At 68.0% G+C, this 13,847-nt stretch carries 15 protein-coding genes; 5 read left to right on the forward strand and 10 right to left on the reverse strand.

Annotation, left to right across the window (positions count from 1 at the left end; genetic code table 11):
• Positions 1-70 precede the first annotated feature (70 nt).
• Positions 71-982 carry a LysR family transcriptional regulator gene (locus B0W80_RS17345; RefSeq protein ID WP_077000416.1) on the forward strand — a complete coding sequence of 304 codons (912 nt, stop codon included), beginning with the start codon at positions 71-73 and terminating at the stop codon, positions 980-982.
• 27 nt (positions 983-1,009) lie between these two features.
• Here the strand turns inward: B0W80_RS17345 and kynA are convergent, their stop codons facing one another.
• The 5 genes from kynA to B0W80_RS17370 all read right to left on the reverse strand — a co-directional run bounded on the left by kynA (position 1,010) and on the right by B0W80_RS17370 (position 6,048).
• Positions 1,010-1,879 carry a tryptophan 2,3-dioxygenase gene (gene kynA / locus B0W80_RS17350; RefSeq protein WP_077000417.1) on the reverse strand — a complete coding sequence of 290 codons (870 nt, stop codon included), beginning with the start codon at positions 1,877-1,879 and terminating at the stop codon, positions 1,010-1,012.
• Between the two features lie 10 nt (positions 1,880-1,889).
• The gene (gene kynU / locus B0W80_RS17355) at positions 1,890-3,173 is read right to left on the reverse strand and encodes a kynureninase (protein WP_077000418.1); all 1,284 of its coding nucleotides are present in this window, start codon (positions 3,171-3,173) and stop codon (positions 1,890-1,892) included.
• Positions 3,170-3,814, reverse strand: coding sequence for an arylformamidase (gene kynB, locus B0W80_RS17360; RefSeq protein ID WP_077000419.1), 645 nt, complete (start codon positions 3,812-3,814; stop codon positions 3,170-3,172). The genes kynU and kynB overlap by 4 nt, the downstream gene beginning before the upstream one ends.
• 99 nt (positions 3,815-3,913) lie before the next feature.
• Entirely contained in the window at positions 3,914-4,846 is a 933-nt protein-coding gene (gene argF / locus B0W80_RS17365; RefSeq protein ID WP_077000420.1) for an ornithine carbamoyltransferase, read from the reverse strand.
• Positions 4,843-6,048 (reverse strand): aspartate aminotransferase family protein, encoded by a 1,206-nt coding sequence (locus tag B0W80_RS17370; RefSeq protein ID WP_077000421.1) that lies wholly within the window; start codon positions 6,046-6,048, stop codon positions 4,843-4,845. Before B0W80_RS17370 ends, argF begins: the two co-directional genes overlap by 4 nt.
• Before the next feature lie 199 nt (positions 6,049-6,247).
• Between B0W80_RS17370 and B0W80_RS17375 the strand changes: the two genes are divergently transcribed.
• Positions 6,248-6,580 (forward strand): DUF3579 domain-containing protein, encoded by a 333-nt coding sequence (locus tag B0W80_RS17375; protein WP_077000422.1) that lies wholly within the window; start codon positions 6,248-6,250, stop codon positions 6,578-6,580.
• Positions 6,581-6,702: 122 nt separating this feature from the next.
• On the opposite strand, the gene rpsT is transcribed toward B0W80_RS17375, so the two are convergent.
• Entirely contained in the window at positions 6,703-7,014 is a 312-nt protein-coding gene (rpsT, locus tag B0W80_RS17380; RefSeq protein ID WP_077000423.1) for a 30S ribosomal protein S20, read from the reverse strand.
• 118 nt (positions 7,015-7,132) lie between these two features.
• Here rpsT and murJ point away from each other — a divergent pair, with 118 nt between their 5' ends.
• Genes murJ through B0W80_RS17395 form a run of 3 tightly spaced genes read left to right on the forward strand, consistent with a single transcriptional unit; the run spans position 7,133 to position 10,034 of the window.
• On the forward strand, positions 7,133-8,698 hold the full coding sequence (murJ, locus tag B0W80_RS17385) for a murein biosynthesis integral membrane protein MurJ (RefSeq protein WP_077000424.1): 1,566 nt from the start codon (positions 7,133-7,135) through the stop codon (positions 8,696-8,698).
• Positions 8,699-8,754: 56 nt separating this feature from the next.
• Positions 8,755-9,606 carry a SirB1 family protein gene (locus B0W80_RS17390; protein ID WP_077000425.1) on the forward strand — a complete coding sequence of 284 codons (852 nt, stop codon included), beginning with the start codon at positions 8,755-8,757 and terminating at the stop codon, positions 9,604-9,606.
• Positions 9,606-10,034 (forward strand): VOC family protein, encoded by a 429-nt coding sequence (locus B0W80_RS17395; protein ID WP_077000426.1) that lies wholly within the window; start codon positions 9,606-9,608, stop codon positions 10,032-10,034. Before B0W80_RS17390 ends, B0W80_RS17395 begins: the two co-directional genes overlap by 1 nt.
• A gap of 7 nt (positions 10,035-10,041) precedes the next feature.
• On the opposite strand, the gene B0W80_RS17400 is transcribed toward B0W80_RS17395, so the two are convergent.
• From B0W80_RS17400 to purM, 4 genes are all read right to left on the reverse strand, one after another.
• On the reverse strand, positions 10,042-11,022 hold the full coding sequence (locus tag B0W80_RS17400) for a GlxA family transcriptional regulator (RefSeq protein ID WP_077000427.1): 981 nt from the start codon (positions 11,020-11,022) through the stop codon (positions 10,042-10,044).
• A gap of 15 nt (positions 11,023-11,037) precedes the next feature.
• Positions 11,038-11,616: an isochorismatase family protein gene (locus B0W80_RS17405; RefSeq protein ID WP_077000428.1), complete on the reverse strand. Its 579-nt coding sequence runs from the start codon at positions 11,614-11,616 to the stop codon at positions 11,038-11,040.
• 115 nt (positions 11,617-11,731) lie between these two features.
• Positions 11,732-12,799, reverse strand: coding sequence for an AI-2E family transporter (locus B0W80_RS17410; RefSeq protein ID WP_373038752.1), 1,068 nt, complete (start codon positions 12,797-12,799; stop codon positions 11,732-11,734).
• Positions 12,800-12,804: 5 nt separating this feature from the next.
• Positions 12,805-13,845, reverse strand: coding sequence for a phosphoribosylformylglycinamidine cyclo-ligase (purM, locus tag B0W80_RS17415; protein ID WP_077000429.1), 1,041 nt, complete (start codon positions 13,843-13,845; stop codon positions 12,805-12,807).
• Positions 13,846-13,847 lie beyond the last annotated feature (2 nt).

Raw genomic sequence — 13,847 nt, forward strand, 5'->3', positions numbered from 1 at the left:
GGAGCGGAGTATTCCGGGCGCGGCCTGCCTTGAATATTGCTTTATCGCGAGAAAGTCATAACCTCCGGGCATGACTTTCGAGATGCAGCAGATCATCGCCTTCAATGCGATCGTGTCCTCGGGCAGCCTGGGCCGCGCGGCGAATGCGTTGAACATCACGCAGCCGGCCTTGAGCCGGACGATCCGCCGGCTCGAAGAGCAGGTCGGGGCGCCGCTGTTCGAGCGGCACTCCAAGGGCATGCAGCTGACGGACGTGGGCCAGGCGCTGATGCCGCATGCGTCGATGCTGCAGCGCGAATCGGAACAGGCCCGCGAAGAGATCCAGGCCATGCTGGGCCTGGCACGGGGAACGATCCGCGTCGGCGCCGTCGCGAGCATCGCATGCCATGTGCTGCCGCTGGCCATCGGCTCGGTGACGAGCAAGTGGCCCAGGCTCAAGGTGCAGATCATCGAAGGCGTCTGGGACCGGCTGGCCAACGCGCTGGTGTCGCGCGAGATCGATCTCGCACTCGCGGTCGAGGCCGATGCCGGTGAGGACATCGAGCCCGTCAAGGACTGCCGCTGGTTCGACAGCAGCACGGTCGTCGCGAGCCGGCGGCATCCGTTGCGCAAGCGGCGCAAGCTCACGCTGGCGGACACGCTCGGCGAGCGCTGGGCGCTCATGCCCAAGGGCACCGAGCCCTACGAGCACTTGAAGCGGATGTTGAGCCGGCAGGGCCTGCCGATGCCCAACATCGTGGTCGAGACGCGGTCTGTCACCAGCCTGAAGAGCCTGATCTCGCACTCGGGCTTCATCGGCTGGATGCCCGAGCCGATGTTCGACGCCGACCTCAAGGCGGGCATGATCGACTCGTTGAATATCGCGGGCGCCGACGACAAGCGGACGCTCACCGCGTTCCGCCGGCGCGGCGGCATCCTGCCTGCGCCCGCGGTCAAGCTGCTGGACGAGTTGCGTGCGATGACTTCGGCGCGGTCGAAGTAACCGGGGCGTCGGCCGGCTCGCTGTGCGTCAGAGGTCCGTGCGCAGCTTCCAGATCTCGGGGAACAGCACCACGTCGAGCATCTTGCGCAGGTAGCTCACGCCGCCCGTGCCGCCGGTGCCGCGCTTGAAGCCGATCACGCGCTCCACCGTGGTGACGTGGCGGAAGCGCCAGAGGCGGAAGGCGTCTTCGAGATCCGTCAGCTCCTCGCCGAGCTGGTACAGGTCCCAGTGGTTCTTGGGGTCGCGGTAGACCACGAGCCAGGCTTGCTCGACGCCGTCGCTGGGCTCGTAGGGCCGGGTCCAGTCGCGCTCGACGTGGTCGGCCGGAACGTCGAGGCCCCGCCGCGCGAGCAGGCGCAATGCCTCGTCGTAGAGCGAAGGTGCGCGCCAGGCTGCTTCGACCTCGGCCAGCAGCTCGGGGCGGTGCGAATGCGGCTTGAGCATGGCCGCGTTCTTGTTGCCGAGCGCGAATTCGATGCAGCGGTATTGCCAGCTCTGGAAGCCGCTGGAACTGCCCAGGTAGGGCCGCATGGCGCTGTACTCGGGGGGCGTCATGGTGGCCAGCACGTCCCACGCGTGCACCAGCTGCTCCATGATGCGCGACACCCGCGCCAGCATCTTGAAGGCGCTGGCGAGTTCGTCCTCGGCGATGTTGCGGATGGCCGCGCGCAGCTCGTGCAGCATGAGCTTCATCCACAGCTCGCTGGTCTGGTGCTGCACGATGAACAGCAGCTCGTCGTGCGCCGGCGAGCGCGGGTGCTGGGCGTTGAGGATGGCGTCGAGGCCCAGGTAGTCGCTGTAGCTCATCGAGGCGCTGAAGTCGAGCTTCGCGCCTTCGTCGTGGACGATGCGTTCGGTGGGCGAAGAAGCCGCTTCGGGCGGGCGTGTGGTGCTCATGGTCCTGCCCTCAGGTCACGGCGAGCCTCTGGTTGAACTCGGGGCGCTTCCACTCGTCGAGCTCGACCACCTGCACCAGGTGCTCCACGGCATTCCAGACATCGACGAAGCCCAGGTATAGCGGCGTGAAGCCGAAGCGCAGGATGTCGGGCATCTGGCTGTCGCCGGCGCGGTAGTCGCCGATGACGCCGCGCGCGATCAGCGCCTGCACGATGGCATAGGCGCCGGGGCCGTTGTCGGCGAGCGCCAGGCAGACCTGCGAGCCGCGCTGCACATGCGCGCGCGGCGTGATCAGCGCGAAGCGGCCGGGGCAGCGTTCTTCCACCAGCGTGATGAAGGCATCGGTCAGCGCCAGCGACTTGGTGCGCAGCGCGGCCATGCTGCCGCGGCCGGCGTCGTGGGCCTCGGCCGCGAGCACGCTGTCGAGCCCGCATTCGAGCGCCGACAGCGAAATGATCGGCTGCGTGCCGCACAGGTAGCGCGCCACGCCCTGGGCCGGGCGGTAGTGCGGCGAGAACTCGAAGGGCGCCGCGTGGCCGAACCAGCCCGACAGCGGCTGCTCGAAGCGGCTCGCATGGCGCGCATGCACCCAGACGAAGGCCGGCGCGCCGGGGCCGCCGTTGAGGTACTTGTAGCCGCAGCCGATCGCGAAGTCGGCATCGCAGTCGTTGAGCGCCACCGGCACGGCGCCAGCGCTGTGCGCAAGGTCCCATACCGCGAGCGCGCCGGCGGCATGGGCGGCGGCGGTGAGCGCCTTCATGTCGTGCATGGCACCGGTGCGGTAGTTGACGTGGGTCAGCATCAGCACGGCGAATTCATCGTTCATCGCCGCGGGCAACTCGCTCGCGTCGTCCACGAGTTTCAGCGTGAAGCCGCGCTCGCGGCACAGCGATTCGGCGATGTAGAGGTCGGTGGGGAAGTTGCTGCGTTCGCTGACGACGACCTTTCGGCCGCTGTTCTTCATCTGGGTCAGCGCGGCGAACAGCACCTTGTAGAGATTGACGGAGGTGCCGTCGGTACACACCACTTCGCCGGGCGCGGCGCCGATCAGGCGCGCGAGCTTGTCGCCCAGGCGCTGGGGCAGGTCGATCCAGCGGGCGCTGTTCCAGGAGCGGATCAGGCCCTCGCCCCATTCCTGGCTCACGACCTCGGCGATGCGCGCGGGGGCCGCGCGGGGCAGCACGCCCAGCGAATTGCCGTCGAGGTAGATCACGCCCTCGGGCAGGATGAAATGGCCGCGCAGGGCGGCGAGCGGGTCTTCGGCGTCGAGGCGCCGGCAGTCGTCGAGGTTCATGGTCTTCGAGTGGGGAGTTCGCGCAGCACGGCGCGCACGGGGGAGGCATCGGCCGTCACCAGCTTGAGCGGCAGCGCGATCAGTTCGTAGTCGCCTTCGGGCACGTCGTCGAGCACCAGGTTCTCGAGCACGCGCAGGCCGAGGCGGCGGATGACCTGGTGGCTGTCGAGCGTCTTGCTGTCGGCCGGGTCGATGCTGGCGGTGTCGATGCCGATCAACGTGACGCCGAGTCCGGCCAGACGTTCGATGGTGGACGGCGCGTAGGCGGCGAGGGCGCCGTCCCAGCGGTCGACGGGCGCCTGGCGATAGGTGCGCACGAGCACGCGCGGCGGCAGGTCTCCGGCGGCGTGCGCGATGTGGGCCCATTCGACCAGCGGCCCGACGTCGATCGCATGGATCACGCGGCAGGGGCCGAGGTAGGGCGCCAGGTCCACCGCGCCGATGGTCTGGCCTGCAGGGTCGTAGTGCAGGGGCGCGTCGGCGTGCGCGCCGACGTGCGGCGAGAGCGTGATTTCGCTGACGTTGACCGGGCAGCCCGGCGCGATGGTCGCGGCCCAGCGCTGGCGATAGGGCGTGTCGCCGGGAAACACCGGCGCGCCTTCGAGCACGGGCGGCGAGATATCCCAGATGCGTTGGTTCATGGCGCGAAGGTAGCGCCGCGCGAGGAGTCGTGGTGTCGGTTATTTCCAACAGGGTGGAAACAAGCCGCAGGGCCGCGGCTCGGGGTTCGACGTCGGGATTCAGTCCGGCTGGCGGCCTAGCAGCAGGTACTCCATCAGCGCCTTTTGCGCATGCATGCGGTTTTCGGCCTCGTCCCACACCACCGATTGCGGGCCGTCGATGACTTCGGCCTGCACTTCCTCGCCGCGGTGCGCGGGCAGGCAGTGCATGAAGAGGGCGTCGGGCTGGGCCGCGCGCATCATGTCTTCGTCCACGCACCAGTCGGCGAAGGCGGCGCGGCGGGCCTCGTTCTCAGCCTCGTAGCCCATGCTGGTCCACACGTCGGTGGTCACCAGGTCGGCGCCGCGGCAGGCTTCCATCGGGTCCTTGAACACGCGGTAGCTGTCGGCCGAGCGGATGCCGGCGATCGACTGGTCGACCTCGTAGCCGCTGGGCGTGCTCACGTGCACCTTGAAGCCGAGGATCTCGCTGGCCTGCAGCCAGGTGTTGGCCATGTTGTTGCCGTCGCCCACCCAGGCCACCGTGCGGCCCTTGATCGAGCCGCGGTGCTCGATGTACGTGAAGATGTCGGCCAGGATCTGGCAGGGGTGGAACTCGTTGGTCAACCCGTTGATGACCGGCACGCGCGAATGCGCCGCGAAAGATTCGATCTTGGTCTGCTCGTAGGTGCGGATCATCACCAGGTCGACCATGCGGCTGATGACCTTGGCGCTGTCTTCGATGGGCTCGGCGCGGCCGAGCTGGCTGTCGCCGGTGGTCAGGTGCACCACGCTGCCGCCGAGCTGGTACATGCCGGCCTCGAAGCTCACGCGGGTGCGTGTGGACGCCTTCTCGAAGATCATGGCCAGCGTGCGGTCGGTGAGCGGCTGGTGCCGTTCATAGGCCTTGAACTTCTTCTTGATGAGTGCGGCGCGCTCGAAGAGGTAGCCGTAGTCGTCGGCCGTGAAGTCGGAAAACTGCAGGTAGTGGCGAAGGGCCGGTCCGTTGCTCATGGCGTCGGCTCCGCGAGGAAGGCCTTCACGATCGGCACGAGGATCGCGATGATCTCGTCGGCTTCGGCCACGCTGAGGATCAGCGGCGGCACCAGGCGGATCACGCTGTCGGCCGTGACGCTGAGCAGCAGGCCGGCGTCGCAGGCGCGGTTGAGGATCACGCCGCAGGGGCGGTCGAGCTCGATGCCGAGCATGAGGCCCTGGCCGCGGATGTCCTTCACGCCGGGCAGGGTGCCCAACTCGCGCTGGAGGGCGCTCTTGAGGTGCTCGCCCACGTTGGCCGCGTTCTCGAGCAGCTTGTGCTCTTCCATGATGCGGATGGTCTCGATGCCGGCCCGCATGGCGAGCGGGTTGCCGCCGAAGGTGGTGCCGTGGTTGCCGGGGCCGAAGATGTTGGCGGCACGCGGGCCGGCCACCACCGCGCCGATCGGCACGCCCGAGCCCAGGCCCTTGGCGAGCGGCATCACGTCGGGCTTGATGCCGGCCCATTGGTGCGCGAACCACTTGCCGGTGCGGCCCATGCCGCACTGCACCTCGTCGATCATCATCAGCCAGTCGCGCTCGTCGCAGAGCTGGCGCACCTGGCGCAGGTATTCAAGGCGCATCGGGTGGATGCCGCCTTCGCCCTGGATGGTCTCGAAGAACACGGCGACCACGTTGGGGTTGCCATCGGTGGCCTTCTTGAGGGCCTCGATGTCGTTGAGCGGCACCCGGATGAAGCCCTCGACCAGCGGGCCGAAGCCCTTCTGCACCTTGGGATTGCCGGTGGCCGACAGGGTGGCGATGCTGCGGCCGTGGAAGGCGGCTTCGTACACCACGATCTCGGGGCGCTCGATGCCCTTGTCATGGCCGAACTTGCGTGCCAGCTTGAGCGCAGCCTCGTTGGCCTCGAGGCCGGTGCAGCAGAAGAAGGCGTTGGTGAGGCCCGACAGCTCGGTCAGCTTGGTCGCCAGTTTTTCCTGGCCGGGCACGTGGTAGTAGTTGGAGCTGTGGATCAGCTTGCTGATCTGATCCTGCAGGGCAGGCACCAGCTCGGGATGGTTGTGGCCCAGCGTGTTGACCGCGATGCCGCCGAGCCCGTCCAGGTAGGCTCGGCCCTCGGTGTCCCAGACTCGGCAGCCCTGGCCGTGCGACAGCGCGATCGGCAGGCGGCCATAGGTATTCATGACATGGGGCGACGAGGGGGCGGCATTGGCGCTCATGGGATCTCCGGTACAGGGGAAGAGGGATTCTAGGGGTGGGTTTTGACAGCGTCGTTGAGGATTGCGCATCACAGCAATGTCCCGCTCCCACGTCGTGAGAGGGGCGGTGGATAGAATCCTTTGTGCAGCGCAGCACGTGGCTGCATCATCACTGCGTCCCCCCGCGTCATCCGGCTTATCCGGTGTTTCCCCGCGATCCATGGTCTCTCCCTCCGCCAAAGAAGTCTTCATCCAGGGCATCACCAAAGATGGCCGGACCTTTCGCCCGAGCGACTGGGCGGAGCGGCTGGCTGGCGTGATGTGCTCGTTTCGTCCCGGCGGCCCGCAGCCGGGCAGCCATCTGAGCTATTCGCCGTGGTGCGTGCCGACGGTCGTCAACGGCATCAAGTGCGTGGTGGTGAGTCGCGAATTGCGCGACGCCGAGGTGATGGCCTGGGACTTCGTCATGAACTTCGCCCGCGACAACGACCTGCAGGTGGCCGAGGCCTGCCTGGTGCCCGACGTTCCGCCGCCAGCCGGGCTTCGCCAATAGGCCGCTGTCCGAACCCTTGCGCCCATGAAAAAACCGCCCGAAGGCGGTTTTTCACTTTGCTGCAGCGCACCCCGATCAAACGGCGGACTGGCGGGTGGCCGGTCCGGGCTTGCCTGATGACGTCAGGCGGCGGCCTTCTCGGCGAGAGCCAGGCCCTTGACCTTGGCTGCCAGGCGGCTCTTGTCGCGAGACGCCTTGTTCTTGTGGAAGATGCCCTTGTCGGCGACGCTGTCGACGATGCTCTGGGCCTTGGCGAACAGTTCAGCCGCCTTGGTCTTGTCGCCGGCCACGACGGCCTTCTCGACGTTCTTCACCGCGGTGCGGTATTTGGAGCGCAGCGAGGTGTTCGCTGCATTGAGTTTGGTGTCCTGGCGGACGCGTTTGCGGCCCGACGCGAGGCGTGGGTTCTTCTTTTTGGGCTTGGTGGATGCCATGGCTGGTGTTCCTTACAGTGTCTGGAGATGATGCAGCAAAGCCCTCGATTATAGCCAGGCCCGGCTGGGCGGGCGCCAGGCCCCGGACGACGATGCCCCGGCACATACACTTCCGGCCGTGTCGCTCTTCAAATCCGCCTCCACCGTCTCGCTTCTGACGCTCGCTTCCCGCATCACCGGGCTCATCCGCGACGTGCTCATGACCTCGGTGTTCGGCGTCAGCGCCATGACCGACGCCTTCTACGTCGCGTTCCGCATTCCCAATCTTTTCAGGCGGGTGTTCGGCGAGGGCGCCTTCAGCCAGGCCTTCGTGCCCGTGCTGGCCGCCGCCAAGACCGAGCGCGGCGATGCCGGCGCCAAGGCGCTGGTCGACCATGTGGGGACGCTGCTGACCTGGCTCCTGGTGCTGTTCTGCATCGCGGGCGTGGTGGGTGCGCCGCTCATGGTCTGGGCCATGGCCAGCGGCTTGCAGAAGAACCCCGAGAGCTTCGATGCGGCCGTGCTCATGACGCGCTGGATGTTTCCGTACATCGGCTTCATGTCGCTGGTGGCGCTGGCCGGCGGCATTCTCAACACCTGGCGCAAGTTCGCGGTGCCCGCGGCCGCGCCCGTGTTGCTCAACCTCGCGCTGATCCTGTCGATCGCCGTGGGCGCGCCCTGGTTCAAGCGCATCGGCATCGAGCCCATCTATGCCCAGTGCGCCGGCGTGATGCTCGGCGGCCTGCTGCAGCTGGCATTGCAGATTCCCGCCCTGCGCGCGCTGGGCATGATGCCGCGCATCGGCCTGCGCTGGGCGGCCATCCGCACGGCCTGGGCCGATGCGGACACGCGCCGCATCGCGCGCCTGATGCTGCCGGCGCTCATCGGTGTGAGCGTGGCGCAGATTTCGCTCTTGATCAACACGCAGATCGCCTCGCACCTCGCGACCGGCAGCGTGAGCTGGATCACCAACGCCGACCGGTTGATGGAGTTTCCGACCGCACTGCTCGGCGTGGCGCTGGGCGTGGTGCTGATGCCGCAGCTCGCCGGCGCGCGAGCCGCCAAGGACGATGCGCGCTACTCCGCCATGCTCGATTGGGGGCTGCGCCTGGTCGTGCTGCTGTCGGTGCCTTGCGCGCTGGCGCTGCTGATCTTTTCGCGTCCGCTGGTCGCGGTGCTGTTCCACAACGGCGCCTTCAACGAATTCCACGTTCAGCGCACCAGTCTGGCGTTGATGGGCTACGGCGTGGGGCTGGTCGGGTTGGTGGCGGTCAAGGTGCTGGCGCCGGGCTACTACGCCAAGCACGACACGCGCACGCCGATGCTGATCGCCGTGGCCGTGCTCGTGCTCACGCAGTTGCTGAACATCGTTCTCGTGCCGGTGCTGCAGCATGCGGCGCTCACGCTGACGATCGCGATCGGCGCGATGGTCAACGCGCTGTGGCTGCTGATCGGCCTGCTTCGCCGCGGCAGCTACACGCCCGAGCCGGGCTGGGGCCGCTTCCTGCTGCAGGTGCTGGCGGCCACGGCCGTGCTGGGCGCGCTGCTTTTCTGGGGCGATCGGCACTTCGACTGGATCGCCCTGCAGGCGCAGCGCATGCTGCGCATCGGCCTTCTGGCTGCATTGGTGACGGGCGCAGGGCTGCTCTACTTCGCGGTGCTGGCATTGACGGGCGTCAAGCTCCGCAGCTTCGTCCGCCACTGATTCCAAGCGTGCTTGCCCTGCCTTGACGCTCGGCGTGGCCTCCTCTACAAAGACACATGACGTTCAGCTTCCAGGCGCCCACTGCGCTCGAGTACTTTCAATCGCTCGTGCGCAGCGACGACCATTTCCCCCTGCTCGAAGCCGCCGCCAGCCTGGCGCAGGACGAATACCCCGAGCTCGATGTCCAGCAGGTGCTGGGCGATGTGGACCAACTGCTCGCCCGCCTCAAGCGCCGCCTGCCGGCCGATGCCGCTCCGCTGCAGCGGCTGCGCGCGCTCAACCAGTTCTTCTTTCACGACCTGAGCTTCGGCGGCAACGTCAACGACTACTACGACCCGGACAACAGCTATCTCAACGCCGTGCTGCGCACGCGCCGCGGCATCCCGATCTCGCTGGCCGTGCTGTGGATGGAGCTGGCCCATGGTTTGGGCCTGCAGGCGCGCGGCGTGGGCTTTCCGGGGCACTTCATGCTCAAGGTCACGCTGCCGAAGGGCCAGGTGGTGATCGACCCGTTCACCGGCAAGTCGCTGTCGCGCGAAGAACTGAGTGAACGGCTCGAGCCGTACAAGCGCAGCAGCGGCCTGGTGGGCGACTTCGACGTGCCGCTGGGCCTGTACCTTCAACCGGCGTCGCCGCGCGAGATCATCGGCCGCATGCTGCGCAACCTGAAGGAAATCCACCGCGCGCAAGAGGACTGGCAGCGCGCCATCGTCGTGCAGGACCGCCTGGTCGCGCTTCTGCCCGAAGCCTGGGGCGAGCATCGCGATCGCGGCCTGGCCCATGCGGAGCAAGGCAATACCGCGCTCGCCATGCGCGATCTCGAAACCTACCTCGCGCACGCGGAAGACGCACTCGACCTCGACGCCATCACCGAGCGCGTCGCCGCCTTGCGGCGGGCGGAGAGCTGATGACGCAGGACAGCAGCAGCAAGGCCGCACCTGCCGACCTGGGCACGCAGCACGAGTTCCACGGCATCCAGCCGGTGCTGCCGGTGGCCGATGCGGCCCGCGCTGCGCGCTATTTCTGCGAGGTGCTGGGCTTCGAGCTCGACTTCATCGCCGGCGAGCCTCCGAGCTATGCGCGGGTGAAGAAGGGCGACCGCACCTACGGCGACCCGGTCTACATCCGGCTGTGGCAATGCGGCCGGCGCGAGGCCGAGCCCTGGCGCGGCGAGATCGTGATCCACGTCGGCCAAGACGTCGACGGCCTGCACGAGGCGTACGTGAAGCGCGGCGTTCGCGTGATCGAGCCGCCGACCTCGCAACCCTGGGGCCTGCGCGAATTCGCGATTCGCGAGCCCGACGGGCACGTGTTGCGCTTCTGCGGCTACCTCTGAGAAGCCGTCACGAACCCGGTGAGCCCGGCGAACCTGCCAGCCCGAACTGCCGCCACGCACGGCGCAGTTGCGTATCCGAACCGAAGCCCGACAACTCGGCGGCCCGCGTCACGCTGGCGCCTGATTGCAGCGCGAGTTGGGCCGTCGCGAGCCGAAGGCGACGCAGGTAGGCGAGCGGCGCGGTGCCGGCATGCTCGACGAACAGGCGCGTCAGGTGGCGCGGCGAGGTGTGGGCGATCTCGGCCATGCGCGGCACGTTCCAATCGTCCTGCGGCGTTTCGCTCACCGCGTCCTGCACGCGGTGCAATGCCGGGTGCAGGTGGTTGCGGTAGGCCAGGAAAGGCGAAAGCTCCGGGTCCTGCGGACCGCGGCGCAACGCCACCACCATGGTTTGGGCAACCTTCGCCGCCAGCGCCTCGCCACAGGTCTCGGCAATGCGATGCAGCATCAAGTCGATGCCCGTGGTCACGCCGGCGCTGCTGTAGAGCGGCGGGTCGATGACGAACACGCGGTTGGTGACGACGTCGCAGCGCGGCTCCACTTGCCTCAATTCGTCCAGATGATGGTGATGCGTGGTGGCGCGCCGCCCGGCCAGCGCGCCGGCATGCGCGGCGAGCAGGGCGCCGGCACAGACGGTCACCAGTTCGAGCTGGCCGGCAACGAAGCGCAGACCGCGCAACCAGTGCAGCAGGGCCTGCGCCTCCGCCCCGCCGGTGGAGATGGTCTGTCCCGGCAAGCCCACGAGCACCACCCAGGCCGGCCCCTCCCATCGCGTCGGCAGCGGCGCGAGTCCGCTGAGCGTGATGCCGACCGAGCCGGCCGATTTCGGGCTCGGCGAAGCGAATTCGATCGCGAATCGCTCGTCCTGGCCGCTGGCGCGCAAGAGCTGGTTCGCGATGCGCAGCGCCTCGGCCGGCCCCGCCCAGTCGAGCACCAGGCTGTGCGGCAGCAGCACGAATACGACGCGGATCTGCCCGGCGCTGCCCATCGTCGCGCGTCGTCCTCAGGCGGCGGCGGCCGCGGCGGCCCCGGCCCGCTTCAAGGCCTGCGCGACGGTGCAGACCTTGGCGAAGCGACCGTCGAGCACGGTGACCGTGCGAGCCTTGATCTCGGCGGCCGACAGCGGTTGTCCGTCAAGCTGCCGCATGTCGAAGGTGAGGGTGGCGTCGGCCACGAAATCCACTGTCCAGCCCAGGTCGGACGCATGGCGCGTGGTCGTCTCGCAGCACTGCTCGGTGCGGATGCCGCTCACGATCACGTGGCCGATGCCCTGCTCCGTGAGCCAGACATCGAGGCCGGTGCCCACCAGCGCGCTGTGCCGATGCTTGGTGTACGTGGCGGCCGCCTCGAAGGGCACCAGCTCCGGCAGGGCGCGCACGTGGCCGGATTCGAGCGCGAAAGGGTTGCCGGGGTCGGCCGGACCATCGACGTGGAAGACGCGGACGATCGGGATGCCTGCAGCCGCGCAGCCCTCGATCAACTCGTTCTGCGCCTCGACGTAGGGTGCGAAATCGCGCGGTGCGAAGTAGGGGCGGTGGCGGAACGACTCCTGGGCGTCGATCACAATCAGACAGGACTTCATGGAAGCAATCTCCTGAGGGGTGGATGATGCCCCCGATTCTTCTTGGCTTCTAGCAAGGTGTCCGCGTCCGGCCGGACATGAATCGATCAGATCCGGACATCGCGTTGCAGCGGCTCTAGACCAGTTGCGCCGCCTGCAGTTCCTTCTTGAGATAAGCGTAGAACAGGGGCGCCGCGACCAGCCCCGCCGGCCCGAACACCGCTTCGGCCACGAACATCACGGCCAGCAGTTCCCAGACGCCCATCTGCGTGCGCGCGCCGACCACCTTGGCGTTGATGAAGTACTCGGCCTTGTGGATCAGGATCAGGAAGCCCAGGCAGGCCAGCGCGGTGATCGGCGACACCGACAGGCCCACCAGCGTGATCACCATGTTGCACAGCAGGTTGCCGACGATCGGCACCAGCCCCGCGACGAAGGTGAGCGTGATCAGCGCCGGGGTGTAGGGCAGGTCCATCTTCCACATCGGAAGCACGAAGAGCAGGAAGATCGCGGTCAGCAGGGTGTTGAAGGCGGCGATCCAGAACTGCGCCGCCACGATCTGCCCGAAGGCCTGGCCGAAGAAGGTGACGCGCTGCTTGAGCGCCTCGGCCAGCGGCCGTCCGGTGGAAGTGTGCCGCGCCACCGCGGCGAGCGTGCCGACCAGCAACCCGACGTACGCGAACAGCAAGCCGCCGAGCCAGGCCCGGCCGGTGACCGCGAGCGCGCCGGCCTGCGCCCGCAGGTAGCCGGCGATGACACGCTGCACCTCGGCCGTGCCTTCGGGAAGGTAGACGCCGATGTCCGGCGGCAGCTTGAGCCGCAGCTCCAGCACGGTGCGGGCGATGAAGTCGAGCAGTTCCTGGTACTGCTCGGGCGCGTTGAGCACGAATTCGCGCGCTTCCGAGAAGGCGAGCGTCAGCAGTCCGATCGGCGCCAGCGAGACCAGCGTGGCGGCGACGATGCGCGCGCCGGACGACGGTCCATCCGTGGAGAGCACACGCCTCGGCCGGATTCGCTGCAGGCCCGTATCGACCCAGCGTGCGAGCCAGCGCGTGCCGAGAAAGCCCACGCACACGCACAGCAGGCCGGGCAGAAGCCCTTGCCACATGATCAGCAGCAGGGCACCGGCGATGAGCAGGTAGCTCGCCGTCAGCAACTTGCGTGACGGCGGCAGGGGGGGCGCGATGTCGCTCACGCGGGGGATTCTGGTCAGGCCACGACCACGGCCGCGCCGGTGCCGCGCTCGGCGATGCGCCCGATCTCGTGCACCGTTTCGCCCTCGGCACGCAGCGTGGCGGCGCAGGCGGCGGCCTCGGCCGGGTCGATGACGACCACCATGCCGATGCCGTTGTTGAAGGTGCGGTTCATCTCGAGGTCGTCGATGCCGGCCACCTTCTGCAGCCAGGCGAAGAGTTCGCTCTGCGGCCAGCTTCCCTTCGTCAGATGCGCGGCGGTGCCTTCGGGCAGCACGCGCGGAATGTTCTCGAGCAGGCCGCCGCCGGTGATGTGGGCCAGCGCCTTGATCGGGTGCTTGGCAAGGGCCGCCAGCACCGGCTTCACATAGAGCCGCGTCGGTGCCATGACGGCATCGCGGAAAGGCCGGCCATCCAGCGAAGCAGGCAAGTCGGCGCCTGCGCGCTCGATCACCTTGCGCACCAGGCTGAAGCCGTTGGAATGCACGCCGGCGGAAGCCAGGCCCAGCACCACGTCGCCGGGCTTGACGTCCTGTCCGCCGAGGATCTTGGACTTCTCGACCGCGCCGACCGCGAAGCCGGCGAGGTCGTATTCGCCGGCCGGATACATGCCCGGCATCTCGGCCGTTTCGCCACCGATGAGTGCGCAGCCGCTGAGCTCGCAGCCCCGGGCGATGCCGCCGACCACCGCAGCCGCGGTGTCCACGTCGAGCTTGCCGCAGGCGAAGTAGTCCAGAAAGAAGAGCGGCTCGGCGCCCTGCACCAGCACGTCGTTGACGCTCATCGCCACCAGGTCGATGCCCACCGTGTCGTGCATGTTCCATTCGAAAGCCAGCTTGAGCTTGGTTCCCACGCCGTCGGTGCCGCTGACGAGCACCGGTTCCTTGTAGCGCTTGGGCACTTCGAACAGCGCGCCGAAGCCGCCGATGCCGGCCAGCACGCCTTCGCGCATCGTCTTCCTGGCCAGCGGCTTGATGCGGTCGACCAGCGCATCGCCGGCGTCGATGTCGACGCCGGCATCCTTGTAGCTGAGCGGGGTGGGCGGGGTGGAGTTCATGG

Origin of the sequence: Variovorax sp. KK3, from assembly GCF_001984055.1 — a bacterium.
Lineage (GTDB): Bacteria > Pseudomonadota > Gammaproteobacteria > Burkholderiales > Burkholderiaceae_C > Variovorax.

Bases quoted from the DNA above. Each gene is read 5' to 3' on its own strand.
- purM (WP_077000429.1), bottom strand. From the start codon at position 13,845: ATGAACTCCACCCCGCCCACCCCGCTCAGCTACAAGGATGCCGGCGTC.
- B0W80_RS17345 (WP_077000416.1), top strand. From the start codon at position 71: ATGACTTTCGAGATGCAGCAGATCATCGCCTTCAATGCGATCGTGTCC.
- B0W80_RS17395 (WP_077000426.1), top strand. From the start codon at position 9,606: ATGACGCAGGACAGCAGCAGCAAGGCCGCACCTGCCGACCTGGGCACG.
- B0W80_RS17375 (WP_077000422.1), top strand. From the start codon at position 6,248: ATGGTCTCTCCCTCCGCCAAAGAAGTCTTCATCCAGGGCATCACCAAA.
- rpsT (WP_077000423.1), bottom strand. From the start codon at position 7,014: ATGGCATCCACCAAGCCCAAAAAGAAGAACCCACGCCTCGCGTCGGGC.
- B0W80_RS17400 (WP_077000427.1), bottom strand. From the start codon at position 11,022: ATGGGCAGCGCCGGGCAGATCCGCGTCGTATTCGTGCTGCTGCCGCAC.
- kynU (WP_077000418.1), bottom strand. From the start codon at position 3,173: ATGAACCTCGACGACTGCCGGCGCCTCGACGCCGAAGACCCGCTCGCC.
- B0W80_RS17390 (WP_077000425.1), top strand. From the start codon at position 8,755: ATGACGTTCAGCTTCCAGGCGCCCACTGCGCTCGAGTACTTTCAATCG.
- argF (WP_077000420.1), bottom strand. From the start codon at position 4,846: ATGAGCAACGGACCGGCCCTTCGCCACTACCTGCAGTTTTCCGACTTC.
- kynA (WP_077000417.1), bottom strand. From the start codon at position 1,879: ATGAGCACCACACGCCCGCCCGAAGCGGCTTCTTCGCCCACCGAACGC.
- B0W80_RS17405 (WP_077000428.1), bottom strand. From the start codon at position 11,616: ATGAAGTCCTGTCTGATTGTGATCGACGCCCAGGAGTCGTTCCGCCAC.
- B0W80_RS17370 (WP_077000421.1), bottom strand. From the start codon at position 6,048: ATGAGCGCCAATGCCGCCCCCTCGTCGCCCCATGTCATGAATACCTAT.
- kynB (WP_077000419.1), bottom strand. From the start codon at position 3,814: ATGAACCAACGCATCTGGGATATCTCGCCGCCCGTGCTCGAAGGCGCG.